The sequence below is a fragment of the Pontibacter vulgaris genome (assembly GCF_022758145.1).
Taxonomy (GTDB): Bacteria; Bacteroidota; Bacteroidia; order Cytophagales; family Hymenobacteraceae; genus Pontibacter; species Pontibacter vulgaris.
The window spans coordinates 395,098-420,849 of sequence record NZ_JAJVDH010000003.1 but is presented as its reverse complement, the minus strand read 5'-3'; the positions used below and the strand labels follow the sequence as shown (position 1 = coordinate 420,849).

The following is a 25,752-nucleotide window of genomic DNA, read 5'->3' as shown; positions in this document are numbered from 1 at the left end:
GAGCTTGCATATACCTCTTTTGAGAAACCGGAGAAGTTTATTTCTTAACTTCCTCAGCTATAAGAGCAAGGGTTCTGTTATACTTTTCAATCACACCATCATACTTAGCCATGATTTCATTAATACTTGCAGAATGCCTTAGGTTATTTTGTACTTGTGGCTCACGAAGCACTTGTTCCCAGTTTCCGTTATTGTTCTTATCTTGGATCAGGAGAGTATTTATGGCAGGCTCCAGTCTTTCCCTCTTATAGTTGTTCAAGTCTGCATTCAGCAAGTTCATCCAGGGAATGTCTTCCTGATAGAGCTCCAAAATGTTATTCAGCAACTCTTTATTTTCGATAATCCCCAGTTTACCTGAAGCTTTTAATCCTTCGTACCTGCTGTTGTTCGCGTTAAAATGAGTGGAGTTGTACAAAACCCACTTGTAGTGCTTTAAACTGTCTGGCTGCAAAGGCAGGCCATATGCAACATTGTAAAAGTAATTGAATCCCTTTTTTACTTCTCTATAGGTCTTTATATCACCTTGTAGCTCTGTCAGGTCCTTTTGCAAATCTACCTTCAGGCCTGTAAGAAATTCCCTCTCCTCCTGTTTTACATGGTTATGCTCGCTCCAATTATGCAGCCACAGCGATAAGGTGATAGCAAACACAATGATCCCAATCTCTATCAAAGTTTCCTTAAGCTTGTGTTTCCAGCTGGTATGTGGGTCTTTCATTACGTTATAAACTGCTTTGGTGTGTTTTACAACTTCTAATTCAGCCATAGTTTTATTTTGAGGAAGCAAATATATTGTTTTACAGATATTATTTATGAATCCGGATCAGTGAATAAATTCAGTAAGGCTGTAAAAGGCTGAATTAAAGGCAATAAGAAGTCAACTCTTCTTAATGACTGTGAAATCAAAATAAAAGAGAGATAACCAGAGTAATACTAAAGAAAGTGAAGAGATGCTGCAGTCAAGTATAAAAATCGAAGCTATAGAATTGCTTGTGATATGTTATACCTCCTCCTGCACCACGTTATGTTGTTTTGTGCGGCTAACCAGGTATACTCCCGCGAAGATCAGCAGCGCATAGAGTGCTTTCTCTACTGTAAACACATCTTTGCCAAAACCAACAGCTATAAGTATAGCCAATACAGGCTGCAGGTAAATATAGGCGCCTACCAGCGAGGGATTAGCATAACGCAGCGCCCAGGTATTGAAAAGATAGGCGATAATGGTAACAGCAAAAACCATGAACAACAGCGCCAGCCAGATAGATACCGGGAAAGAACTATAGTTGGGTGCTGTAAACTGCTGCCAGCCAAACGGAACTACCAGCACAGCGCCAACGGCAAAAATGCGGCTTACTACAGTTATGGCTTTATACTTCTGCATCAGGGGTTTTACCAGTACCAGGTACATGCCAAAAGAAACTGCGTTCAGGATTATGAGCAGATCGCCTACAATATTGCCGCTGGTTTTTTCGCCGCGCGAAGTATAAATCAGCAACAGTGCCCCAGCACAAGCCAGCACAATTCCGGCTATTTTTCTGCTGCCAACCCGCTCTTTCAGAAGTATAGCCGAAAAGATGAGCACGATGACAGGCACAATCACCATCAGCAGGGCAGCATTAATGGGAGCCGTCAGGTTCAGGCCACCGAAAAAGCAGAGCTGGTTAAGGGCAATGCCGGTAACGCCACAAGCAATAGAGCGCAGGTTGTCGGCGCGGCCAACTATCTTCTCCTTCACTACCAGCCTCGAAAAAATACCGAAGAAAATGGCTGCCGAAACTACCCTGATCACGATCAGCCCATAGGGGCCAACAAACTCCGGCATTACCTCTTTGGCCACGCTGTAATTGCTGCCATAAATAAGCGCTACTATAAATAACGCCGCATGCACCTGCACTTGTTTACTCATGCTGCAAAGGTACATGGTTATTCTGTGTTGCTCGTATACAGAACTATACTAAAAGTTGACTCGGGAAAGCTACAGGTACTATGAAAGAATTGCCGTTAACAGTTAAAAGATCGATAGAGCTGATGGGCCTTTTTTTCCTGGGCTGTATAATTGTGGAAGGCAAAGGGGTGCTGGCGCCGCTGCTGATTGCATTTTTCTTCAGTATCATGTTGCTGCCTATCTACCGCTACTTTCATAAAAAGGGCCTTCCCGATACATTTGCTATACTGATCAGCCTGCTCGCGCTGCTGTTGGTGCTGGCCTTGATTATCTGGTTTCTGACTTCTCAGATCGGTAATCTCATACATGATTTTCCAGTAATCCAGGAAAACGTAATGAAGCACCTGAGATCGTTAAGTGCCTGGATAGATGCTAAAACTCCTTTGTCCACGGATGAGCAGGCAAACTTCCTGAGTGAGCAAAGTAATAAACTGTTGTCGTATGCCGGCAATCTGCTGAGCGGGGCTGCCCTCTCTGTAACTTCCGTCATCATCTTCCTGGGCTTGCTGCCGATCTACATTTTCCTGCTGCTATTCTATAAAAATCTGCTGCTACGCTTTGTGTTCCTGTGGTTTCCGGAGGAGAACCATAAAAAGGTAGAGGAAGCCATGACCGAAATGGAAATTATCATAAAAAGCTACCTTTTCGGACTGCTGATCCAGATAAGTTATATAACTATACTTTTAGGCGGAATTCTGCTGATTGTCGGCATCAAACATGCTTTGCTGATTGGTGTGATTTTCGCTTTCCTGAATCTTATACCTTACATAGGTGCCCTGATAGGGAATATAATCGGCGTACTTTTAACGCTGGCATCGTCAGCTGATCTGTGGCCCATTTTTACAGTTCTTGGCACAATTGCGGTGGTGCAGTTCCTGGATAACAATATCCTGATGCCCCGGATTGTAGGTTCTAAAGTGAAGATAAATGCACTGGCTACCATTGTAGGTGTAATTTTAGGTGGTAAGCTGGCAGGTATACCGGGCATGTTTCTGTCTTTGCCCATAATTGCGGTGTTAAAAATTATTTTCGACAGGAGCGAAGGCTTTAAACAATGGGGCGTTTTATTCGGCGACGAAAGGCCGAGGCATAATCCAATGAAATTTCCGATCCTCAGGCGGAAGAGCAAGTATGTCCGGGAAAAGCTGGAGCAGGAAAATGAGATCGAGCCGCCAAAGAAATAAACGGTTTCCACTCTTATTTGTAATCTATACTTACAGTTTTCCGCCATCCAAAGTATACAAGTTTCCGGGAATGTTATACTTACCTCTTTGCGCGCAAATTCGTAGTTTTGTTTTAAACCCAAATCGGGTACCGTAAGTATAGCAGAGCCGATGAATCATCCGAACATACCGCTTGCCGAGCGCATGCGACCTCATAACCTTGACCAGTATTACGGCCAGAAACACCTGGTTGGGCCAACCGGCATTTTACGTCGCTACATAGAAGGGGGCGTTATACCAAGTATGATTTTGTGGGGGCCTCCGGGCGTAGGTAAAACTACCTTAGCAAACATTATCGCCAACCAGATGAAAGTGCCTTTTGTGGCATTAAGCGCTATTAACTCGGGTGTAAAAGACATACGCGAAGTAATAGACCAGGCCAAAAAACGACAGGGAACAGTACTTTTTATCGATGAGATTCACCGCTTTAACAAATCGCAGCAGGACGCCTTGCTGGGAGCTGTAGAAAAAGGAACGGTTACTCTGGTTGGTGCCACTACCGAGAATCCATCTTTTGAAGTAATTTCGGCTTTGCTGTCGCGCTGCCAGGTATACATACTCAAGCACCTTACCAAAGACGAACTCATAGAGCTTGTAGATAAAGCCCTTGCCGATGATGAATGGATGCGCTACCGCAAGGTGCGGGTAGAGGAGTACGAAGCTTTGCTGACCATTTCGGGAGGTGATGCCCGCAAATTGCTGAACCTGCTCGAGATTGTAGCCGAAGGCGTGAAAGGCGACGAAGTGGTCGTTACTAATGAGTTGGTAAAACAGGTAGCGCAGCAGAACATCGTGATGTATGATAAGTCCGGTGAGATGCATTACGACCTGGTATCCGCTTTTATTAAATCTATACGGGGGTCCGACCCTAATGCAGCTGTGTACTGGCTGGCCCGCATGATAGAAGGCGGCGAAGACCCTAAATTTATTGCCCGCAGGTTACTCATCGCCTCTTCTGAAGATATCGGTTTAGCAAATTCCAATGCATTGCTCATGGCTACATCGTGTTTCCAGGCGGTGCAGATGATCGGGTACCCGGAGGCAGAAATTATACTTTCGCAGTGCACGGTATACTTAGCCACATCGCCTAAAAGCAATGCCACGTACAAGGCCATTAAAACAGCGAGGGCACTGGTACAGCAAACCGGTAACCTGCCGGTGCCGTTGCACATTCGCAACGCACCTACCAAACTCATGAAGGAGATTGGTTACGGCAACAACTATAAATACGCCCACGACTACGAAGGCAATTTTGTGCGGCAGGAGTTTATGCCCGAAGGTATGAGCCAGACCAGGCTGTACGAACCAGGGCAAAACGGACGCGAGGTAGAAATGCGAAAGCAACTACAGGCGCAGTGGGGCAAGAAGTATAATTATTAGTCCTGAGTTTTGAGTCACGAGTCAGGAGTAGTAAATAGATTAACTTAGAAGGCAGAACTCATCACTCACATAGTTGGTCTAGAAAATGGGCAGGTTGGTCGAATAGTGCAGAAAGTATGATACTTCTATTGAACTATAAGCAGTAAATTTGTTTATTGTAGGTAAAGCCACAACCGCTTTTATACTTTTTATAAGAACTCAAACACAAAACTAAATATGTTAAACTTCCTGAAATATGTGCTGGCAACCATTGTAGGCCTGCTCGTATTCTTCTTCATCACGGTGCTCATACTTATAGGTATAGCTGCCAGTGCTGCCTCAGACGATGACGTAAAAGTAGCCGAAAACTCTGTGCTGGAGCTTAAGCTCGATAAAAAGATCACAGAACGCGACCCACAGAGTCCTTTCCATGAATTAGGCTTTTCTTCTGGTCCTTTCTCTGGCTTTGTATCAAGCTCCGATGGCTTAGACCAGATCAAGAAATCTATCCGCAAAGCTAAAAACGACGACAACATCAAAGGTATTTTCCTGAACATGCGCATGGTTGATTCCGGCATGGGAAAACTGGAAGAGATACGCAATGAACTGATCGAGTTTAAAAAGTCGGGTAAATTCGTGGTTTCTTACGGCGATATCATCACAGAGAAAGGGTATTACCTTTCGTCGGTGGCAGATAAAATATACCTGAACCCAATGGGTGCGCTGGAGTTTAACGGTATGGCTTCTGAGATTTTCTTCTTTAAAGGCACACTCGAGAAACTCGATATCAAACCGCAGATCTTTAAGGTAGGGGAGTTTAAGAGTGCCGTAGAGCCTTTCTTCCTGGATAAGATGAGCGAAGCAAACCGCCTGCAGGTTAATTCTTTCCTGAACTCTATTAATGATTACCAGCTTCAGAACATCGCCAAGTCGAGAAAGAAGACTTACGCTGAGCTGAAGAACATTTCTGATAACCTGCTGATCCGTGAAGCCGAAGATGCCAAGAAGTATGGCCTGATCACAGACGTAGGCTATTACGATCAAGCGATCACGTTTATGAAAGGCAAGATCGGCATTAAAGAAGATGAAAAACTGCACCTGATCGCGCTGGACAAGTATAAAAAAGCGGCTGCCAAAGCAGAAGGAAAAAGCTCTAAAAACCGCATTGCCGTTATTTATGCCGAAGGTGATATCGTAGATGGCGAAGGCGATGATGACAACATTGGCAGTACCCGTTTTGCAGAAGCACTTCGCCAGGCCCGCCTAGACGACAAAGTAAAAGCGGTGGTGTTGCGAATCAGCTCGCCGGGTGGTAGCGCGCTAGCTTCAGATGTAATGTGGCGCGAAATTCAGCTTACACGCAAGAAAAAACCGGTAATTGCTTCTATGTCTGATGTGGCTGCATCTGGTGGTTATTACATGGCCATGGGTTGCGACGCCATTGTAGCGCACCCGAACACGATTACCGGAAGTATCGGCGTATTCGGTGTAATACCAAACATGCAGGGCTTCTTTAACAACAAGCTGGGCATAACGATAGACCATGTAAGCACCGGCAAATATTCTGATATGCCAACGGTAAGCCGCCCGATGACGGAGTTTGAGCAGCAGGTTGTGCAGCGCGAGATCAACAAGATCTATGAAGTATTTACAAGCAAGGCTGCGCAGGGTCGTAAAATGTCGCAGGACCAGTTGAAGCAATATGCGTCGGGCAGAGTTTGGTCTGGTACAGAAGCGAAGGAGCGCAAGCTGATAGATGAATTTGGTGGACTTGAAAAAGCCATTGAAGTTGCGGCAGCTAAAGCCGGTATCAAAGACAAAGACTACCGCTTAAAAGAATTGCCACGCCAGAAAACATTCTTCGACTCGATGCTGGGCGACCTGGGTTCTGAAGTAAAAGAGCGTGCCGTAAAAGCGGAGCTTGGCGAAATGTACCCGATGTATAAGCTTTACAAAAAAGTAGAGAACATCAGAGGCGTACAGGCCCGAATGCCGTACGATCTTACCATTGAGTAAAATTAATTGTGCTGATTGTAAAGTATAACTGCAAGTATAAACTGGCCGGAATACGATAATCAGTAACAGGACTATACTTCAAACCGCTTCTGAATTTAATTTCAGGGGCGGTTTTTTGTTTTAGCTGAGGCTAATTTTTTGCAACTTGCCGGTGTAGGTAAATTTGTAGGGCTGATTATCTGTATGATGGAAAATCACGTGATTAAAATCATTTATTCTGAAGTATAAAATTCCCTACTTCGCATTTTTAAATAACAAACGCCATTTCACATTTAGAAATATGATGCAGCAATTACGAGAAGCAGCAGCTTACATAGAAAATACTACCGGCAGTTTTGGCCCCGAGTTCGGGATTATACTTGGCACTGGCCTGGGCGCATTGGTTAAAGAAATAGAAGTACAGCACAGCCTTTCTTACGCCGATATTCCGCATTTCCCGGTTTCTACGGTTGAAAGCCATTCAGGAAAGCTAATCTTTGGTTTACTGGCCGGCCGCAAAGTAATTGTAATGCAGGGGCGCTTCCATTTTTACGAAGGCTATACGATGGATCAGGTGGTTTTTCCGGTGCGTGTAATGAAGTTGCTGGGCGTGCAAAAGCTGTTTGTATCGAATGCTGCCGGTGGCCTTAACCCGCAGTTCAACAAATCAGAACTGATGGTGCTTACCGACCATATCAACCTGCAGCCATCTAACCCGCTGATCGGTAAAAACCTGGATGATCTGGGCCCTCGTTTCCCTGATATGAGCGACGTTTACGACGAACACATGATTCGCCAGGCCATGGTAATTGCAGAAGATGCTGATTTTGACCTGCGCGAAGGTGTTTACGTAAGTGTGCCTGGGCCAATGCTGGAAACGCCCGCCGAGTACCATTACCTGCGTGTTATTGGAGCTGATGCTGTTGGGATGTCTACAGTGCCGGAGGTAATTGCTGCCCGCCACATGAACATGCCTGTTTTTGCTGTTTCGGTTATTACAGATATGTGCACGCCCGACAGGCTGAAGAAAGTAAAACTTGCCGATATTCTGGAGGCTGCTGCCATCGCCGAGCCACGCATGACCATGCTAATTCGTGAGCTGATAAAATTGCAGTAGAAAGTATAAGAGATTAAGTATAAAGCCGCGGGATATCCTCTCGCGGCTTTTTTATGTTTTTGGAGGTATTTTTTATACAGCCAAAGTATAAACTGCAACAGTAAAGTATAAACCCACCCCTGCACCCCTCCGGAGAGGGGAATTTACTTCTTCGAACCTTACCCTTTTAAAGACGGCCCCTACTCCCAAAACATGAGAGGGAGTTTTTACCCTCACTAAAGTTAAATGTGTGGTTTTATAGTTGCCATAGTCCAACCAGTCCCAACCCCTCCTTGTCTTAGGTGGGGAGCTTATATAGCCTTTGCTATAGTTTGAAGTATAGTGTCATAATAAAATGGTAGTATAAACATCCCCCTTCACCCCCTTCAAAGGGGGACTTTATGCCTTCGCTTTAGTTTACTTTATCGGTTTATATTTACAGCCCTTGAGCGCGGACAGGTCGCGACCTGTCACTACGAAACTATAACCACGATAATTTTCGAAGCTTATCATTTCAAACTATAAAGTAGCAATATCTATGAGAAATGTTTCAGTCTTTGGGTTGAGCGCCTCGAGAGGTTCCGGTGCCTGAAAGGCATTGCGAGGTAACGAGCAAAGGAAGCGAAAGCAGCGCGATGCCCGAAGACGAGGCCGCCCGGCCTGAGGGAACCAAAGTATAAAATGAAACGATGGGCAAGTAGAGCTGAGGATGAAAGTATACTTGGAAGTATAGCCTGTTTACACAAATGCAAAAGCTTTAACTATGCAGCTGATTCAAATTTCACCCTACTTTATAACCACTACTTTCCTGTCATACGCCAGATTAGTAAATACCCCGAAACCGCCTTGTACAGTAGATTTTATTTTAGAAGGCTGTGAGAAAGGATTACCATTTGCGTTTTTAGCATCCGAAGTAGATTGCAGAAAATCATAGTACGGCTTCTCAATGTGGAAAAATGTGATGATGAGGGTATCACCTTTTTCATAATCGTAAGCAGAGCCGTAGGAAGTGCGTTTGCCGTTTGTCAGATCATCGTCTGTTATGAAGTCGCGGTCAGAGTCCGTGTTCAGGCTGTCGCGGTGTACCATGTAGCGGTAAAAATTGCGGGAGTTTGCATCATCCTGGAAAGTAGTGAGCAGGTATGCTTTCTCATTGTCGTTAAATTTCCACTCTACGGTGTCTATCGGTACGGTGGGCAGGATGGTGGTAAAACCCGTTGCTTTGCGACCTTTGCCATCTATTACTTCTATACTATAAATATCGCCTGGTTTTCCGGTTACCAGTTCTGCGTGTTGGTGAGTGTAAAGTTTACGGGCCTCCCTATCGAAAAAAGGCTTAAAGCTTAGTTTTGTTCTGCGGCCGTTATGTGAGATAAAAACCTCGGCATCGGGCACAAGCGGTGGTTGCGGATCATCAAAATAAGCAGAGCTTTCGAGTATGGTGGCGCGTAACGGTTTGCCCGGCTCCAGGTAACACTCCACTACCAACTGCGGCTCATGATAAGGCAATTCTACTTCAATATCCTTTTCGAGGTCGCAGCTAACCAGAAAAAATAAAAATGGGAGCAGAAGCAAGTATAGTTTATAGTTGAGTTTCATCAGAATTTAAAGTTGTAGGTAACCGAAGGGATAATAGGGAAAAGCGAAGCTTGCTTGCCCTGAAATTTGAGGGTTTCTTCGTCGTTCTCGTCTTTTATCTGTTCAAAGTATACAAAGTATGGGTTGCGCCTGTTGTAGGCGTTATACACGTTAAAGCTCAGGTCAGATTCGCCGCGTTTAGGCCGCAGTTTAAGTATAAGCCCCAGATCAAGGCGGTGGTAAGGTGCCAGCCGGAAGCTATTGCGGTCAGAGTATACGGGCACTACGGTTGGCTCTTTCCCTTCCACATCCTGAAACGCAAAGCGCGCCACAGGCAGTGAGTAGGCGTTTCCGGTACCATACACAAATGCACCTGTCAGGCTGATGCGCTTGTTTAACTGGTGCAAGAGCACAACGCTGATGTCGTGGCGGCGGTCGTAGCGGGTAGGGAAGCGGCGGCCGTCGTTTATCTCATCAAACTGCCGGTACGTCCAGGACAGAGTATAGCCAACCCAGCCGGTGGTGCGCCCTTTTATTTTTTCAAAGTATAATTCGGTGCCATAACTTTCGCCTTTACCATATAAAAAGTCGTTTTCCAGGCTGTCGTTCACAAATAAGTTAGCGCCGTCGCGGAAGTCGATCTGGCGGCGCATCCACTTGTAGTATACTTCGTTGGTAAGCAGAAACTGGCCGTTGTTCAGTAATTTACTTACTCCAAGTGCCACCTGCTGAGAGCGCTGGGGTTTTACGCCGGGTGTAGACGGATACCAGACATCGGTAGGCAACGACGCACCTGAATTTGCCACTAAATGGATGTACTGCATCATGCTGGCGTAGCTTCCTTTCAAGGCCAGGCTTTCCGATAAATTATACTTAGCCGATGCCCGCGGCTCTAAAGCAAAGTATGTTTTGCCACCGCTGTTAAAGCCCGATACGCGCAGGCCATAGTTAAGCGAAAGCTGTGCATTTACTAGGTAATCATCTGAGGCATACACACCAAACTCGCTGGCTTTATACTTGTTGCCGGCACTGAAAGAAAGGCGGTTGTCATCGGAATCGAAGTTGAGGCGGCCCACTGTAAAATCGTGCCTGGTAGCCGAAGCACCAAATCGCAAGGTATGGCCTTCATCAAGTAACAGGTCGAAATCCGTTTTCAGGCTCAGATCCTTTATATCGGAAGTCAGTTTAAAAGTGAAGATATCGATGCGGTTGCTGATAGTATACTGGTAGCCGGAATGTACCAGGGAAGTGTTTGCTGATAGCCGCGGGTTGAATTTATGGTTCCAGCGAAGGGCGCCTACCGTATTGCCCCAGTCAAAGCGAAACTTAAAGTCATCATCTTCAAAGCCAAAGAAATCGCGGCCGTGGTAAGCAGTCAGAAACAGTTCATCTTTCTCACCCAGTTTATAGTTTACTTTACCATTCAGGTCGTAAAAATAATAATCGGGGATAGGGTTATAGTCTTTGTCGTTCTCTTTAAGGCGGTTTATCTGGCGTGTGAATACATCGAAATAAGTACGACGGCCGGAAAGTATAAACGAACTTTTATCTTTTACCAGCGGCCCGTCCAGTGTCAGGCGCGAGGCGATAAGGCCCAGGCCACCCGTCACTTTCAGCCTGTCCGGATTGCCTTTGTTCATTTTTACATCCACCACCGAAGATAACCTGCCACCAAACTGCGCCGGAAATCCACCTTTATATAGCTCTACACTTTCCACGGCATCGGGGTTAAATACACTAAAAAATCCGAACAGGTGGGAGGCATTATACACCACGGCATCATCCAACAAAACCAGGTTTTGGTCGGGGCCGCCACCGCGCACATACAAGCCACTTGTGCCCTCGCTACCAGACTGCACGCCCGGTTTCAGTTGCAGCGTTTTTATCAGGTCTACCTCCCCGAAAATGGCTGGCAGTAACTTTGCTTCCTTAGAGGTTAGCTTTTCAACGCTCATCTGGTTGGCGTTAAACTTCTGTTCCAACGAATTTGCCTCTACAACTACTTCGCGCAACTGACTGTTGGCTGCAGCCATGGATATGTTTATGGTTTCGTCTGAATTGATAATGGAAACCTGCTTTGTGGTGGTTTGGTAGCCGATGTAAGTTGCCTGTAAAGTATAATCTCCTGCTGGTAAGGTAAGCGTATAAAAGCCACGGGCATCGGTAATAGCACCAGTCTGCAAAGCAGGTACAGCCACGGTGGCCCCTACCAATGGCTCACCGGTTTCGGCTGCCCGCACAAAGCCTCTTACGCTAAAAGAAGTTTGCGCCAGGGCTGGGTTAAACAGCGAAAGTAAAAGCAGAACCGGTATCAGAAAAAGAGGTACACGCATGGCAGCGGCAGGGTTGATGAAAAAGTGAAGTTAGGTAAACCGTTTAATAATTTGATGGTTGCACTACAATGTTTGGCAAAGTAACGCGCAGGCAGGCCAATTGTTTATAAATTTTTTAGATGCATTAAAATACAGAAAGCCGCACCCGGTTTGGGTGCGGCTTCAGAAGTATAAATCTTAAAATAATAGTTTATCCCTGGTACAATTCCAGAATACGGTGCTTGAAGTAAAATTCGCAGGTGCTTTGCAGCAGCTCGGCCTGTACTTTATTTTTATTGTTCAACGATTCCATGTAGGAGAACAGATCTATGGTTCCGGCCTCGTAACGGCGCTTTGCCGCTTCAAAAGCTTTGTCGGCATACTCGATGTTGGCCTGGGCGGTGGTATACTTTTCGCGGGCCGCCAGTACATCCTGGTAAGCTTTCTGAACAGTTTGCTGTAACTGGTTCTGCACGGCTACATAATCAAGTTCCGCGTTGCGCAGATCAAGACGTGCAGTCTGTGTTTCGAAGTGGCTGTTCAGGCCTTTAAACACCGGTATACTTAGGCTTAGCTGCACTATCTTCTGCTGGTTCTGATCAAGCTGCTCAAAGTATGGAATTTTCTGATAGGTGTTTGTTTCAGCGTTAAGCTCCTGTATGTTATTGGAATAGTTAGAACCCACAATGCCATCTAACGAGAGCGTCGGAGATAGGCCGCTGCGTGCGATTTTCATACTATGTTTGGAGGCATCCAGACTTGCTTTTGCAGCTTTCAGTTGCGGCGAGTGAGCCAGAGCCCGTGCCAGTACAGAATCCAGGGGAAGTAGCGGAGCAGAAATATTTATGGTAGTGGTTGGAGCCTGTAATTCGTAGTTGGCATCGGGACCTGCGTTCAGTTGCAGCGCCAGCGCCTGCACCGAAGCACGGTAGCTGTTTTCGTTTGTAATCAGGTTTAGCTGCTCGGTGGCCAGTTGCGACTTCAGTTGGTATACATCCTGTTCTGTTCTGGTGCCGGCTTTTTCCAGCTTTTCCATTTTCTGTACCTGCGACTGCAGTAAGGCAATGCGGTCTTTCGAGATGTTAATGTTTTCGCGGTCAAGTATAGCTTGCAGGAAATAGCCTGTTACGGTAGCTTCCATCTCAATTTCGGCTTGTGCCTGGTTATACTTGCCTGCCTGCGCCTGTGCAGCTGCCTTTTTCAGCTCAAAGTACCTTGAAAAACCATCAAACAACACCAGCTGGCCCACAATGTAGGGGTTAGAAGTGGTAGTATTGCCGCGCCGCACCTGCCCCGATACATTATCGAAGGTAAGACCGTTAATGCGGCTGGCATCGGCGCGGGCTGTTAGGGTTGGCAGGTAGGCAAATTGTGTGCGGCGCAGGTTTACATCGGCTTTGGTTGTGTTGTATTGCGCCTGCCGCAGCGCTACATTGTGCTGCCGAGCCAAAGTTATACTTTGCTCCAGCGTAAGTACCTGCTGCGCCTGTGCCTGCACAGAAAAAAACGAGCAAAAAAGTAGCCCTCCCAGCTTTTGGAGCAGGGCTCTGGTAAAAAAACGATTCATAGTTTTATTTTATACTTAGTGGCGGTGTTTGTTATTTCAGGTTAAGCCATGCAGCCCGCAGCTTCAGTTGCTGCTCCGTAGCGTCGGGGGCAGGTTGCAGCACATACAGTGTTTCTCTTTCTACCTGCATTACTTTGCCCTTTAGTTTTTTCTTTTTGATTTTGCCAGCTTTGTTCTTTCTTCCAACCTCAAACACGATCGGCTCACCTGGCTTCATTTCCTGCAACTGGGTTCCGATAATGTCGCGTATGGTAAGAGGCGTAATTTCTTTGCCGTTCATAGTAAGCAACTGATCGTCTGTTTTAAAGCCCAGTTTCTTGCCAAAAGCATCCAGGTCTTCGGTATCAGCAACGGTTATTTTATCGGCATTCTGGTCGTAGCCGGGCGTAAAACCACCATAAGAGTTAATTTTCTGCTTGGATACCGGCTGGTACTCTACTCCAACTTTTTCAAAAGTTTCCTGCAAAGGCAGTGGCTCCGGGCCTTCTACATAACGGGCAAAAAACTGGCGGACCTCCGGGTAAGTAAGCTCTGTAATCTTATCAAAAAGCTCTTCGTCTTTAAAAGGTTTGTCTTTGCCGTAGGTTTTGGCCAGGTCCTGCATCAGGTTGCGCAGGCTATACTTTCCGTCTGATAATTCGAGCAACTTAATATCCAGTGTCATCCCGATCAGAGCCCCTTTCTGATACACATTCGGATACTGTTTTTCATACTTATCCAGCACCTGCGCGCTCATCTCGGTAAATGGCAGCGTATCGTTATAGTAACTTCTGGAAGTGATGATGTACTCGCGGATCTTCTGCATGAAATCCTCAATCGGAATAAGCTTTTCATATACCTGCACATGTGATGCAAAATATTCTGTTACACCCTCGTACAGCCACAAATGCTTTGACATTTTAGGGTTAATGAAATCAAAATTGCCGATTTCTTCGGAGTGGATGGAAAGCGGCGTTACCACATGGAAGAACTCGTGTGCGGCCACATCCCGGATGGTGGTGCTAAACTGTTCGGCTGGCATTTCTGGCAGGTAGTATACCGATGAATAGGAATGCTCCAGCGCGCCATAAGAACCTGATTTACCCGGGCGTTCAGGCACGTAAATGATGAAAGCATACTTATCAACCGGCAGGGTGCCGCCCAGGTAGCTGCGTTGTGCTTCAAGTATACTTTTAACGTTTTCAGCGATAGGCGCTGAAGTAACACGCCCGGTTGGTGAATAAACCGATACCAGTACTTCTGTTTTGCCGAGGTTGATGATGGTAGTATCGGGCTTGTTATACATCAGCGGTGAATCGGCCAGCTCCATGTAATCCGGCACTACATACTTATCGGCAGTTGCCGTGGTAGAAACTGCCTTTAGTGGCGTTGAGCCATAAAAGCCGGTTGGTTTGGTAATGTTAAGCTCATAAGGTACCTGTTTCATGCCATCGAAATAGCCGATAAAACCAAAGGTGTTGAGCAGAAAGTTCTTGTTAGCCTCGATGTTTGTGCCGCCCGGTTCAAAAATGGCTTCTTCTTTCGTTTGAGCATCAAAAGTATCGTCGGTCCAGTAAGAGATTTTATACAGGGCAGTGGCGTTATTTATTTTCCAGCGGTTCGTATCCAGCTTGTCAACTTTCAGTTGATTTCCGGCTTTATCAAACGCTTTAAAATCTGTTACAAACTTACCGAAATCCGATACGGAATAAGTGCCCGGCACAATCTTAGGCATGTTATACACGATCTCGTTCTGGCTGATAGTTGGCGCAAGCATTGTTACCATTACCTTATCGTTTTGCACGTTGGTCAGGTCCAGGGTGAAGTTATACTTTTGGCCGGCTTTATCCTGGCCATTAGCAAAACCTGAAAAGCAAAGGTGGAGGCCAAGGCCCAGCAGAAGTATCGTTTTCTTTAGCATCATGATCGTTGTTTTCGTCAGTTAACGAACCAAGGTCGGATTAGGGTTTTATTGTATGGAAAGTCAGCGTGTTTATACTTGTAATTGAGCCGGTTATACTTTAAAACTACTATTTTGGCAAATAGCTTGTCACCCTTTTCGACTAGCAGGCTGTTTTCCTAGATAAACTATTGCTGGCAGGCCTATTCTTAAAATCTTAGTTCCCTGCAGGGCTGCTAAAGTATAAGTGTTTACCAGTAGCTATACTTTATATTAGACTCTTTAAGGAACCTCCGGCGGGCAGCTGACTGGCTGCACCGCCTGAAGTCTCACCTTAAAACAACTTATACAAACCAGCTTATTCTGTTCTTATGGCTTTAACCGGATCTGTAGTAGCGGCTTTTACAGCCTGGAAACTTACAGTAAGTAAAGCAATTATGAGTGCCGCTGTACCGGCCAGGGCAAATATCCACCAGCTTAAATCGGTGCGGTACGCAAAGTCCTGCAGCCACTTATTCATGCCGTACCAGGCCACCGGGCTGGCAAGTATAATGGCAATTACAACCAGTATGGCAAAATCTTTAGAAAGCAGCAGCACGATATTTCCGGTAGATGAACCCAGCACTTTGCGTATGCCTATTTCTTTGGTGCGCTGCTCAGCCGTAAAAGATGCCAGACCAAACAAGCCGAGGCAGGCAATAAGTATAGTCAGGCCGGCAAAGTAGCCAAACACGGTCAGCATTTTTTCTTCAGCTTTATACTGGCGGTCAAAGAACTCATCCATAAAGAAGTACTCCATCGGATGTTTCTGGTCGAACTGTTTCCATTGCTCTTCAACAAATCGTATGGTTGCTTCCTGGTTCTCCGGTGCAATGCGTGCCAGCAGGTAGCCCGGAGATTCCGGTCTCAGTTCAAGTGCCAGCGGCTTTACTTCCGAATGCAACGACTGAACATGAAAGTCTTTAACAACCCCGATTATTTTGGCGTTTCTACCAACGAGTGTCGTATCGCCGGTATTCACTTTTTTACCAATTGGGTCTTTCCAGCCAAGCCATTTTGCAGCAGCTTCATTAATGATAAAACCACCATCTACATCTGACTTAAAGTCTTTGGAGAAGTTACGGCCAGCCTGCATTTCAATACCCATCAGAGGTATAAAATCATAGTCTACCGCCATTATGTCTATTGTCTTCTCCACCATTTTTCCGTCTTGTTCTACCAGCATGAGGGTGCGGTTCAGCGACTCGGAAGGTATGCTGTGGGAGTTTGATAGTTGAACTACATTTGGGTTTTGCAGTAGCTTTTGCTTGATAACAGGCAGTCGTTTTACCAGTGTAGAATCGCCATACGGAACATCAATTACCAATATCTGCTCCTTTTTAAATCCCAGGTCAGAGTTTTTAAGAAAGCGCATCTGGGCAAAAACCACAATTGTACCGATGATCATGATAAGGGAAATGCTGAACTGCACTACAACCAGTGCCTGGCGCAGGATGGCGCTTCCGCTTCTTGGCATCTTATCCGATTTAAGTACATCGGCAGGTTTAAAGCGCGAGAGGAAAAATGCAGGATAACTGCCGGCTACCACGCCAACCAGAAGTATGATGGCCAGTAGCAGCAGCATAAACTCCCACTGCAGGAACAAGCCCGAGGTGAAATACTTGCCGGTAAGCGTGTTAAAGCTCGGAAGTAGTACCTCCACTAAAGCCAGCGCCAGCAACATGGCCAGTATAGTTAACAACAATGATTCGCCCAGGAACTGGCTGACCAGCTGTGTGCGGTCGGCCCCGACAACTTTGCGTAAACCTACTTCTTTTGCACGTTTTGCAGAGCGGGCAGTAGCCAGGTTCATGTAATTTATACTTGCAATAAGCAGCAGGAAAACGGCAACTGCACTAAAAATATAAACATACGCCATGTTACCTGTAGGAGCGAGGCCGTGGGCGTAGCGCGAATCAAAATGAATATCTTTAAGAGGCTGCACCAAAAAGCGCATTTGCGCATTCAGTCTGTTCTCCTTTAGCCAAGGGTTTATTGTTTTGGTTGTCAGGTTGTCCAGCTGCTGCTGAATACCACTTTTCTGTGCCTCTCCAGGCAAAAGTATATAGGTATAGTAATTTAAATTAAACCACAGGTTCTTGAGTTCTACAGGAGACAAACGGTTACGCACCGACATATTGGATACAAGCCCGGAAGGATCGAGGTGTGAATGTTTTTCGTTGCGAAACACACCGGTAACTTTATAAGAATCGTTGCTGAACTTAAGCACTTTGCCCAAGGCCTGTTCTGCATTGCCGAAGAATTTAATTGCAAGTTCTTCTGAAAGGGCAATTGTGTTAGGGGCATCCAGGGCAGTAGCAGGGTCGCCAACTATAAACTTGTAATCGAATACGGTAAAAAAAGAACTGTCGGCAATTAGCAGGTTATCTTCGCTGAAGGCCTGGTTGTTGTACCAGATGGTTTGCTTGTTCAGCTTCGATAACTGTGTAACTGTTTGTATACCGGCAAACTTGCGTACCTCGTTTTCTAGTGGGAGCGGCGTAACGGCAAAGTTATCCTGCTGTCCTTCAAAATTCACTTCTCCCACCACGCGCACAATGCGGTCGGCTTTACTGAAGTTACTCTCGTAGCTGAGTTCATCCTGCACATACAAGAAAATAAGTATACAGGAAGCAACGCCAAGCGCTAACCCGGCTATGTTAATAGCCGAGTATACCTTGTTACGCACAAGGTTGCGGATGGCTATTTTAAAGTAGTTCTGCAGCATGTTTTCTGGAGTTGATGTTCTCAGTCACGATCTGGCCATCAAATAAATTAACAATGCGGTGCGCATACTCGGCATCAGAAGGGGAGTGTGTAACCATAACCACAGTTGTGCCGCGCTCATTCAGCTCTGAAAGCAGGGCCATTACCTCACGACCGTGCACCGAATCCAGGTTACCGGTAGGTTCATCGGCAAGTATAAGTTTAGGGTCTGAAACAACGGCGCGGGCGATAGCGGCACGCTGCTGCTGGCCCCCGGATAACTGCTGCGGGAAATGGCTGCGACGATGCGCAATGCCCATACGCTCCATGGCTTCCTGCACTCTGCGTTCTGTCTCGGCTTTAGATACACCTAAGTATGCCAGCGGTAAGCCAATGTTTTCTTCCACTGTCAGCTCATCTATCAGGTTAAAGCTCTGGAACACGAAACCTAGGTTTTGCTTACGCAGTTTGGCACGCTGCCGCTCCGAAGAATTGCCTATCTCCTGGCCCAGGAATTTCAAGGAGCCACCAGATGGGCTGTCGAGTAAGCCAAGTATGTTCAGCAAGGTAGATTTTCCGCAACCGGAAGGGCCCATGATAGCCACGAACTCGCCTCTGTTAATGCGCAGGTCTACGCCTGCAAGGGCTGTGGTCTCAACCGTATCAGTTACATATTTTTTCTCCAGCTGTCTTGTTTCTATAATTAGTTCTTCCTTGTTCATGATGTTTTGTTACGTTTAGAGTTTTTCGTTTCGGATAGTTTTATTTTGTACTAAGGGCGGTTTTTATGATTTGAAGATTTGAAAATGAACCTGTTTTATTAAGCTTTTTTCACATCTTTAAATTTCTAAATCTATTTAAGTTCAAGGCGGTCTATGTCGCCGTAGGTGTCGTAAGATGAAAGAACCACTTTTTCTCCCGGGTTCAGGCCTTCCAGCACTTCGTAATACTGCGGGTTCTGGCGGCCAAGCTTAATGTTGCGTTTTTCAGCAAAATCACCTGATTTATCCACTACAAACACCCAGCTACCGCCGGTGCTCTGGTAAAAGCCACCACGTGGCAACAGCATGGCTTTGGCCCCTTCGTTCAGGTTAAGCTGTATCTGCAAGGTCTGGCCGCGGCGTATGCCTTCCGGGGTGCCGTTGGCAAAATCCATATCAACCTGGAAAGTGCCGTTCTGTACTTCCGGAATCACTTTGGAAACCGTTAGATCATACTTTTTACCGTTGAACTCGAAATTGCCTTTCTGGCCCGGGTACACACGCGATATGTAATGTTCATCTATCGCAGCTTTTACTTTGTAACCGTTCATGTCATCTATCTGGCCAATGTTTTCTCCCGGCGATTTTGACTCGCCCACCTCGGCTTTAAGCGTGGAAAGCTGGCCCGTGAAAGGTGCAATTACATACAGGTTATTCAGCGTGCCACGTGCCATGTTAATGTTGGCTTTCATGCGGCTGATGGACTCGTCTAACTGGCGCAGGCGCTCATCCATTAATTGGGCATCCTGCTTTACAGAACGGTCTCCGAGGGTTTTGCGCTTTTTCAGGTATTCGTATTCGTCGCGTGATGCTTCAAACTCTTCGCGGGCAACTACTTTTTCATCAAACAGCATTTTGTTGCGCTTGTAGGCGCGCTCGGCCAAAGTGAGTTTATACTCTATTTCGGCGAGTTCATTCTGCTTGCGTATCAGGTCCTGCTTCATGGTTATCTCTGAGTTCTGGCGCTCGTTCATCAGGTCGTACAACTGGGTTTCGCGCGTCATAAAATCGATCTGCAGGGTAGTATTGGACAGCTTCAGGATGGTATCGCCTTTCTCCACCATGCGGCCATCGTCTGTAAATATTTTATCTACACGGCCACCTTCTGTAATATCGAGGAAAAAAGTCTTAAGCGGATCTACAGAACCATCGATAGCGATAAACTCTTGGAAGTTGCCATTCTGTACCTGCCCTATAGTTACGCGCTGGCTATCGACGTTAAGTTTGGAAGTATGCTCGGCAAACAGCAGGTTGTATACCAGCACTACGGCAGCCAGCGAAACAGCCGTAACTACAGCTATTTTTTTTGGTGTAAATTTCTTTTTTTCGATTACGCGGTCCATGGTGTAGATAGTTTTTTCATAGTCATGTGTTTTGAGCTTTTCAATAAGTGTGCCGATATTTGTAAGTTATTGTATTTCAGTAATTTATATTTAAATATCGAAAATTGACTATGTATATATTGTCCGGTATCGTACAGTGCACTGTCTGCATGCGAACACTGCCTTTGTTTCGAAATCGTAGTAATAGAAGTATAAACCTGTTGCACCAGATCATCTATAGTTCAGGCAGGCCGGGCCTGTTGGTAATTTGAAGCAAAAAAACATACTTTTACCTTAGTTAAAAGCTATAGGTACCTATGAGTAAAGAGCCGTGTAACATTTTAATAGTGGATGATGACCAGGACATTGTGGTTGCCGGAAGGCTGCTGCTTAAGCAACACTTTGCTTCGGTTGTAACAACATCAGACCCTTACCAGATACCTTTGCTTTTACAGGAGCAGAAAATAGATGTGGTGCTGCTGGATATGAATTACAGTGCAGGCGCTACATCAAGTAAAGAGGGTTTATACTGGCTTAAACAGATACTGAGCCTTAACCCATCGGTTTCTGTTATACTTATGACGGCCTACGGCGATATAGAACTGGCCGTGCGTGCTCTTAAAGAGGGCGCAACCGATTTTGTGCTGAAACCGTGGCAAAACGATAAGCTGGTTGCCATACTTAAAACAGCCTGCCAGCAGGGCAAAGGCAAAACCAGACGAACTGCCGAAGCTGCCGAACAAAACAAAACGGCCTATCATTACGCTGATTTTATTGGTGTTTCGCCGGCGATGCAGCGCGTTTACCAAAGCATAGAAAAAGTAGCCGCCACCGATGCCAACGTTCTCATACTTGGCGAAAATGGAACCGGTAAAGAAGTTGCGGCCCGCGCCCTGCACCGCAAATCGCACAGGGCGGCTAATGTGTTCGAGAAAGTAGACTTAGGTGCCGTAAGCGAAACACTTTTTGAAAGCGAGCTTTTTGGCCATGCAAAAGGGGCCTTTACCGATGCCAAAGAAGACCGTGCCGGCAGAATTGAAGCCGCCAACGGAGGTACGCTTTTCCTGGATGAGATCGGAAACTTATCGCTGGCCTTGCAGGCAAAATTATTGTCGGTGTTGCAGAACAGGCAGGTTATCAGGCTGGGAACAAACAAGCCACGGCCTATAGATATCCGGCTGGTTTGCGCTACCAACATGCCGCTTTATGATATGGTAAAGCAGGGTACCTTCCGCCAGGATTTACTCTATCGAATTAATACAGTAGAGATTGTGTTGCCGCCGTTGCGCGAACGCCGCGAAGATATAAAGTTGCTGGCTGAGCATTTCCTGAAAGTATACAGCGAGAAGTATAACCGGAAAAAACTGGGCATTGCCAAAGATACCATGCGCCGCCTGACCGAATACCACTGGCCCGGTAACATACGCGAGCTGGACCATGCCATGGAACGTGCCGTTATACTTTGCGATGAAGATGAACTGCAGGCAGATGATTTTTACCTGGCACCGGATGATAACCAACACAAGCAGGGCAGCGGAGAAACAACAGCCACCGGCGATTATACATTGGAAGCACTTGAGAAAATGATGGTGCAGAAAGCGCTTGTAAAACATGCCGGCAACATTACGCACGCTGCTAAAGAACTCGGAATAACCCGTACTGCACTTTACCGCCGCATCGAGAAACATGGCCTATAACCGTTTCAGGGTAAGACTGCTGCTTCGCGTAGCTTTGCTGCTATTAAGCATGGTGGCCTTGCTACTCATACTTTACCGTACAGATTGGCACATAGCATCTGTTTGTGTTGGTTTGTTTATGTTGCTGCTGATTTACGATCTGGTACATTATGTGGAGCGTACTAACCGCGATATTACTGGTTTCCTGGAGGCCATCCGCCATTCGGATTTTACGCAACGCTTTGCCGTGCAGGGTGCCGATCCGTCGTACCGTAATCTTTATCAGGCTTTTAACGATATTTCTACTGCCTTCCAGAAAATAAAATCCGATAAGCAGGCCCATCATTTATACTTGCAGGCTATCGTAGAGCATGTGGGCATCGGGTTGCTGTGCTTTAACGAAGCAGGTGAAATAAACCTGGTAAACCATGTTACCATGGATATGCTGCACACGCCTTATCTCAAAAATATACATGCCCTTAACCGTATCAGCGAGGAGTTGGTGGAGGTTTTGCTGGAGATGGAGAACAATGAGAAAAGGCTGGTAACTATGAAGCCACATCAGGATGAGCTGATGCTGACGCTGCATGCATCCACGCTGGTATCGCAGGGGCAAACGCTCAAGATCGTGTCGTTGCAGAACATACGCTCTGAAATGGAAGAACAGGAGCTGCAAACCTGGCAGAAACTGATACGGGTACTTACTCACGAGATCATGAACTCCATGACGCCTGTGGTTTCGCTGGCATCTACTGTAAATAACATGGTGGAGTACGATGTGGAAGCAAAGTATAAAGCAGGCGAAGTACCGGATCGGGAAGTTTTCGAGGATATACGCGATGGCCTGCAAACAATAGAAAAACGAAGCGCCGGCATGCTGCACTTTGTTAAAAACTACCGCCGCCTGATGCGCGTGCCCACCCCGGAATTGCAAACTGTAAATGTAACGGAGCTGCTAAAGCAGGTGCATACTTTAATGCAGACACAGCCGGGAGCTAAACGCGTGCAATTTGAATTTTATGTACCCGATGAAAAACTGGAAATTACTGCTGACCCGGAACTGATAGAGCAGGTGCTCATCAATCTGGTTAAAAACGGAATGGAAGCTTGTGATAGCAAGCAGGCGCCCTGCGTGCAGGTAATTGCTTACCGCGAAGAGCAGGATATGAGCAAAGTATACATTAAAGTGCAGGATAACGGCCCGGGCATTGAGCCCGATGTGCTGGATAAGCTGTTCATTCCATTTTATACCACAAAAAAACAAGGCTCGGGTATCGGCCTGAGTTTATCAAAACAGATCATGCGGCAGCATGGCGGCAGCATCAGGGTAAGCAGCCAGCCGGGTGGGCCAACTACGTTTACGCTGGTATTTAATGCGTGAGGTATTTGTTGAATATCCTCAACTGGTTTTTATTCAGTTATTCAAAATTCATACTTCCCGGAATCAGCTTACATGCTGCCGGATAATTTGTGAAAGCTGATGCCCCGGAACAGCGCCTGCCTGCTTCCAGACGATCTGGCCTTTATGGAAAAGTATAAATGTAGGTACGCCCTGTACTTTGTATTGCGCTGCAGCGGCCTGGTTGGTATCAACGTTTACTTTCAGAACCTTTAATTTACCCGCGAACTCACCGGCTACCTGCTGCACAATTGGGTTCATGGTTTTGCAGGGGCCGCACCAGTCAGCGTAAAAGTCAACAAGTACCGGCATGCCCGGGCTGTTTATAAGTTCTGCGAATGATTTCTTTGCCATAATTTCAGTTGTAATAGTGCCTAGCCTACTTACGGTATTGTTAATACAAGTTGTTGCTTTTTTGCTGTACCACTCTGGTGGCGAAGCATGCGTGCCAGCCTCGGAACGTTGTCTGTTTGTATAGCATCCGGATATTTATCGATCGCCTCACGCAGCCCTTTGTAAGATTTTACACCCAGTACGCTTACCAGCAAACCGTTTTCATGCGCCTGTTTAATCTGTTCTTTTGATATCAGGTTATTAAATGTGGTAATGCCTGCAAATTTATACTTTGTGGCCGTAGCTATACCATCATCTATACTTTTGGTATAATAAATTAACCGTGTTTTAGGGCTCATTTGTTGTAAGGCCAGCAATAGATCTGTTGAGCTGCTTTCTACATACACCCAGTTCTGAGCTTTATACTTGCTTACAATTTTATGTATGGCAATAGCAAATTCTGTAGGATCGGGCAGTTTAGCAGGGTTACACTCGTTCAGTAATTTGGTATCCAGAAACAGGAAGGGCTTTTTTGATGCCGAGGCGTATTTTTTCAATACATCATCCAGCAATAGCAACTCCTCTTCGGGTTTGCCCTGTCTCAGTAAATTATTCTTGTAAGTGCAGGCCTTTAAATCAGCAAGATTTTGTTCACTAACACAGCTCTGGCAATTAGTTTGTGAGTTAAGCTGTGCATCGTGGTAAAGTATAAGCTGTTTATCTTTTGTAAGCTGCACATCCAGCTCTGCACCATCTATGGCGAGTTTATCTAAGGCATTATAAACAGAGGCCGCGCTGTTTGCCGGAATCGGGTTAAAAATGGATTGAAAGCCACCGCCTCCATGCCCTATTACCATTACCCGCCCATCATTTAAATTTTTAATGTTATGAATATCGGGTTTCTGGCACGCTGAAACGGAAAGTATGAGGGCAATTGCAGTGCAGTAAGTATAAATTTTATTCATGAGTTAAAAGCGATGGATCTTAAAAAGCTTTGAAGAATTTGTGCAAAGCTGTTGCCTTGCAGGCCTGAGTTTTGAATATGTAATCCGGGCCTGCAAACTGGTTAATACCATAGCTTATACTAAGGAAGGTTGCCGAGGTTGCTGTTTAAACTATAAACTGTTCAGGAAATAATAATTGCCCCAAACAAAAAAACCACAGCGTATAGCCGTGGTTTTCCTGATAGGGTTGCTTTATACTTTTAGCCTACCCGTTTAATGTAGCGCACCGCCCAGATGGCGACCAAGGTAATAAGGCAGGCCAGAATACCTACCCAGCCATAATGCAGTAAAGTGCCATCGGCTGCCTCCTGCACTATAAACCCGGACAAAAATGCTGCTATACCTGCGCTCAGCTGCTGCACCGAGGAGTTTATACTCATAAAGCTACCTCTGAGGCGGGGTTCTACGCTGGAGGTGATCAGGGCCATGGCGGGCACAAAACGCGCTCCGAAAAATATAAAGAATAAAGTAGTTACAACCAAGGCTATAAAATGGCTTACCTGTGGCAGGTTTGTAAGCAGCAATATTGGTATGAGCGATATAAAAGCGGCAATTGTGAAAATTTTATGCTTACCATACTTATCTGCCAGGCGGCCTGCCAACTGCGAAGTATACATAGTAGCTAGCCCTCCGAAAAGATAGATAAAGCTGAGGTCTTTTTCTGTGAAACCTACATTAGCTACCATGTAAGGGCTAACAAAAGGCACTACCAGGAAGCCTGCCATGGTAAGCGTTACCATCAGCGCCATGGCCCACTGCAGGTTTCGGTTTAAAGCCATTTCATGCAGCACCCGGAACGGGCTGTCTTTCGTTACGCTGCTCATGTGGCCGCGCATAGCTGGAAGAAACTTCATGGCAAATAACAGCATCAGGAAGCTAAGACCTGCCAACAGGTAAAATGGTGCATGCCAGCTTGTTATACTGGCTAAGTATAAGCCAACCGGAATGCCGGCAATAGAGGCCACCGAAAATGCCGCCATTACTTTGCCGGTAGCTGCACCACGTCGCTGTTCCGGAATCGCATCGCCTATAACTGCCAGCACCAGCGCACCCAGCACACCGCCAAAACCGCCTGCAATAATACGCGCTACCAGCAGCAACTCGAATGTAGGAGCAACTGCACATGCCAGCGTACCAACCGTAAAGCCTAAGTATAAACCCAGCAACGCATGCTTCCTGTCAAATCTATCAACAAAAAGAGCGCTCAGGAAACCGGAAATGGCCGCACTGAAAGTATAAGCTGATACAAGAAAACCGAACTCGCGCGGCGAAATATTAAACACGCGCATCAGTTGTGGGCCAAGCGGCATCATGATCACAAAATCCATCATGTGCGTGAACTGGATGGCGGCAAGTATAAAAATAAGAAGCCCCTCGCGGATGACCGTTTTAGGTACTTGTTCATCGGCTGGTAAGGCAAATATAGTTTCATTATCGGGCTTCATAGTTTTATAGCTGGTTAGCAAAAGGTTGCAAAGGTACGCGAATGCTGCGGCTGTGCAAATCTCCGGTCATGCTCATTTACGTGTTGTAACCTTCAGCCATTTTAAACCATACAAAC

At 46.1% G+C, this 25,752-nt stretch carries 18 protein-coding genes; 6 read left to right on the top strand and 12 right to left on the bottom strand.

Annotated elements, in window-relative coordinates; all coding sequences use genetic code 11:
• Nucleotides 1-37 precede the first annotated feature (37 nt).
• The gene (locus LWP20_RS07165; protein ID WP_242927438.1) at nt 38-763 is read right to left on the bottom strand and encodes a hypothetical protein; all 726 of its coding nucleotides are present in this window, start codon (nt 761-763) and stop codon (nt 38-40) included.
• Nucleotides 764-997: 234 nt separating this feature from the next.
• Nucleotides 998-1,903 (bottom strand): DMT family transporter, encoded by a 906-nt coding sequence (locus tag LWP20_RS07160; protein ID WP_242927437.1) that lies wholly within the window; start codon nt 1,901-1,903, stop codon nt 998-1,000.
• A gap of 80 nt (nt 1,904-1,983) precedes the next feature.
• On the opposite strand from LWP20_RS07160, the gene LWP20_RS07155 reads away from it, so the two are divergent.
• From LWP20_RS07155 to LWP20_RS07140, 4 genes are all read left to right on the top strand, one after another.
• A complete protein-coding gene (locus tag LWP20_RS07155) occupies nt 1,984-3,126 on the top strand; it encodes an AI-2E family transporter (protein WP_242927436.1) in 1,143 nt (380 codons plus the stop codon).
• Nucleotides 3,127-3,276: 150 nt separating this feature from the next.
• Nucleotides 3,277-4,545, top strand: a complete 1,269-nt coding sequence (locus tag LWP20_RS07150) for a replication-associated recombination protein A (protein WP_242927435.1) — start codon at nt 3,277-3,279, stop codon at nt 4,543-4,545.
• A 216-nt stretch (nt 4,546-4,761) separates the two neighbouring features.
• Complete coding sequence (gene sppA / locus LWP20_RS07145; protein WP_242927434.1) at nt 4,762-6,540, top strand: signal peptide peptidase SppA; 1,779 nt, start codon at nt 4,762-4,764, stop codon at nt 6,538-6,540.
• Between the two features lie 280 nt (nt 6,541-6,820).
• Nucleotides 6,821-7,636, top strand: coding sequence for a purine-nucleoside phosphorylase (locus LWP20_RS07140; protein WP_242927433.1), 816 nt, complete (start codon nt 6,821-6,823; stop codon nt 7,634-7,636).
• 765 nt (nt 7,637-8,401) lie between these two features.
• Here LWP20_RS07140 and LWP20_RS07135 read toward each other — a convergent pair.
• The 7 genes from LWP20_RS07135 to LWP20_RS07105 all read right to left on the bottom strand — a co-directional run bounded on the left by LWP20_RS07135 (nt 8,402) and on the right by LWP20_RS07105 (nt 19,800).
• Nucleotides 8,402-9,214 carry a DUF4249 domain-containing protein gene (locus tag LWP20_RS07135; RefSeq protein WP_242927432.1) on the bottom strand — a complete coding sequence of 271 codons (813 nt, stop codon included), beginning with the start codon at nt 9,212-9,214 and terminating at the stop codon, nt 8,402-8,404.
• A complete protein-coding gene (locus LWP20_RS07130) occupies nt 9,214-11,526 on the bottom strand; it encodes a TonB-dependent receptor (RefSeq protein WP_242927431.1) in 2,313 nt (770 codons plus the stop codon). The genes LWP20_RS07135 and LWP20_RS07130 overlap by 1 nt, the downstream gene beginning before the upstream one ends.
• 190 nt (nt 11,527-11,716) lie before the next feature.
• A complete protein-coding gene (locus LWP20_RS07125; protein ID WP_242927430.1) occupies nt 11,717-13,072 on the bottom strand; it encodes a TolC family protein in 1,356 nt (451 codons plus the stop codon).
• 31 nt (nt 13,073-13,103) lie between these two features.
• Nucleotides 13,104-14,975: a M61 family metallopeptidase gene (locus LWP20_RS07120; protein WP_242927429.1), complete on the bottom strand. Its 1,872-nt coding sequence runs from the start codon at nt 14,973-14,975 to the stop codon at nt 13,104-13,106.
• A gap of 334 nt (nt 14,976-15,309) precedes the next feature.
• Nucleotides 15,310-17,718 carry an ABC transporter permease gene (locus tag LWP20_RS07115; protein ID WP_242927428.1) on the bottom strand — a complete coding sequence of 803 codons (2,409 nt, stop codon included), beginning with the start codon at nt 17,716-17,718 and terminating at the stop codon, nt 15,310-15,312.
• Nucleotides 17,699-18,418, bottom strand: coding sequence for an ABC transporter ATP-binding protein (locus tag LWP20_RS07110; RefSeq protein ID WP_242927427.1), 720 nt, complete (start codon nt 18,416-18,418; stop codon nt 17,699-17,701). The genes LWP20_RS07115 and LWP20_RS07110 overlap by 20 nt, the downstream gene beginning before the upstream one ends.
• Before the next feature lie 131 nt (nt 18,419-18,549).
• Nucleotides 18,550-19,800 carry an efflux RND transporter periplasmic adaptor subunit gene (locus tag LWP20_RS07105; RefSeq protein WP_242927426.1) on the bottom strand — a complete coding sequence of 417 codons (1,251 nt, stop codon included), beginning with the start codon at nt 19,798-19,800 and terminating at the stop codon, nt 18,550-18,552.
• Between the two features lie 296 nt (nt 19,801-20,096).
• On the opposite strand from LWP20_RS07105, the gene LWP20_RS07100 reads away from it, so the two are divergent.
• Both LWP20_RS07100 and LWP20_RS07095 read left to right on the top strand, forming a co-directional pair.
• Complete coding sequence (locus LWP20_RS07100) at nt 20,097-21,476, top strand: sigma-54-dependent transcriptional regulator (RefSeq protein ID WP_242927425.1); 1,380 nt, start codon at nt 20,097-20,099, stop codon at nt 21,474-21,476.
• Complete coding sequence (locus LWP20_RS07095) at nt 21,466-22,836, top strand: sensor histidine kinase (RefSeq protein WP_242927424.1); 1,371 nt, start codon at nt 21,466-21,468, stop codon at nt 22,834-22,836. The genes LWP20_RS07100 and LWP20_RS07095 overlap by 11 nt, the downstream gene beginning before the upstream one ends.
• A gap of 63 nt (nt 22,837-22,899) precedes the next feature.
• Here the strand turns inward: LWP20_RS07095 and trxA are convergent, their stop codons facing one another.
• The 3 genes from trxA to LWP20_RS07080 all read right to left on the bottom strand — a co-directional run bounded on the left by trxA (nt 22,900) and on the right by LWP20_RS07080 (nt 25,636).
• Nucleotides 22,900-23,208, bottom strand: coding sequence for a thioredoxin (gene trxA / locus LWP20_RS07090; protein WP_242927423.1), 309 nt, complete (start codon nt 23,206-23,208; stop codon nt 22,900-22,902).
• Between the two features lie 29 nt (nt 23,209-23,237).
• Nucleotides 23,238-24,152, bottom strand: coding sequence for a glycerophosphodiester phosphodiesterase (locus LWP20_RS07085; RefSeq protein WP_242927422.1), 915 nt, complete (start codon nt 24,150-24,152; stop codon nt 23,238-23,240).
• 239 nt (nt 24,153-24,391) lie between these two features.
• Nucleotides 24,392-25,636 carry an MFS transporter gene (locus LWP20_RS07080; RefSeq protein WP_242927421.1) on the bottom strand — a complete coding sequence of 415 codons (1,245 nt, stop codon included), beginning with the start codon at nt 25,634-25,636 and terminating at the stop codon, nt 24,392-24,394.
• Between the last annotated feature and the right edge of the window lie 116 nt (nt 25,637-25,752).

Coding starts and splice junctions, on each gene's coding strand:
- LWP20_RS07105 (WP_242927426.1), bottom strand. CDS start 19,800: ATGGACCGCGTAATCGAAAAAAAGAAATTTACACCAAAAAAAATAGCT.
- LWP20_RS07140 (WP_242927433.1), top strand. CDS start 6,821: ATGATGCAGCAATTACGAGAAGCAGCAGCTTACATAGAAAATACTACC.
- LWP20_RS07120 (WP_242927429.1), bottom strand. CDS start 14,975: ATGATGCTAAAGAAAACGATACTTCTGCTGGGCCTTGGCCTCCACCTT.
- sppA (WP_242927434.1), top strand. CDS start 4,762: ATGTTAAACTTCCTGAAATATGTGCTGGCAACCATTGTAGGCCTGCTC.
- LWP20_RS07115 (WP_242927428.1), bottom strand. CDS start 17,718: ATGCTGCAGAACTACTTTAAAATAGCCATCCGCAACCTTGTGCGTAAC.
- LWP20_RS07160 (WP_242927437.1), bottom strand. CDS start 1,903: ATGAGTAAACAAGTGCAGGTGCATGCGGCGTTATTTATAGTAGCGCTT.
- LWP20_RS07150 (WP_242927435.1), top strand. CDS start 3,277: ATGAATCATCCGAACATACCGCTTGCCGAGCGCATGCGACCTCATAAC.
- LWP20_RS07135 (WP_242927432.1), bottom strand. CDS start 9,214: ATGAAACTCAACTATAAACTATACTTGCTTCTGCTCCCATTTTTATTT.
- LWP20_RS07125 (WP_242927430.1), bottom strand. CDS start 13,072: ATGAATCGTTTTTTTACCAGAGCCCTGCTCCAAAAGCTGGGAGGGCTA.
- LWP20_RS07165 (WP_242927438.1), bottom strand. CDS start 763: ATGGCTGAATTAGAAGTTGTAAAACACACCAAAGCAGTTTATAACGTA.
- LWP20_RS07130 (WP_242927431.1), bottom strand. CDS start 11,526: ATGCGTGTACCTCTTTTTCTGATACCGGTTCTGCTTTTACTTTCGCTG.
- LWP20_RS07155 (WP_242927436.1), top strand. CDS start 1,984: ATGAAAGAATTGCCGTTAACAGTTAAAAGATCGATAGAGCTGATGGGC.
- trxA (WP_242927423.1), bottom strand. CDS start 23,208: ATGGCAAAGAAATCATTCGCAGAACTTATAAACAGCCCGGGCATGCCG.
- LWP20_RS07110 (WP_242927427.1), bottom strand. CDS start 18,418: ATGAACAAGGAAGAACTAATTATAGAAACAAGACAGCTGGAGAAAAAA.
- LWP20_RS07085 (WP_242927422.1), bottom strand. CDS start 24,152: ATGAATAAAATTTATACTTACTGCACTGCAATTGCCCTCATACTTTCC.
- LWP20_RS07095 (WP_242927424.1), top strand. CDS start 21,466: ATGGCCTATAACCGTTTCAGGGTAAGACTGCTGCTTCGCGTAGCTTTG.
- LWP20_RS07080 (WP_242927421.1), bottom strand. CDS start 25,636: ATGAAGCCCGATAATGAAACTATATTTGCCTTACCAGCCGATGAACAA.
- LWP20_RS07100 (WP_242927425.1), top strand. CDS start 20,097: ATGAGTAAAGAGCCGTGTAACATTTTAATAGTGGATGATGACCAGGAC.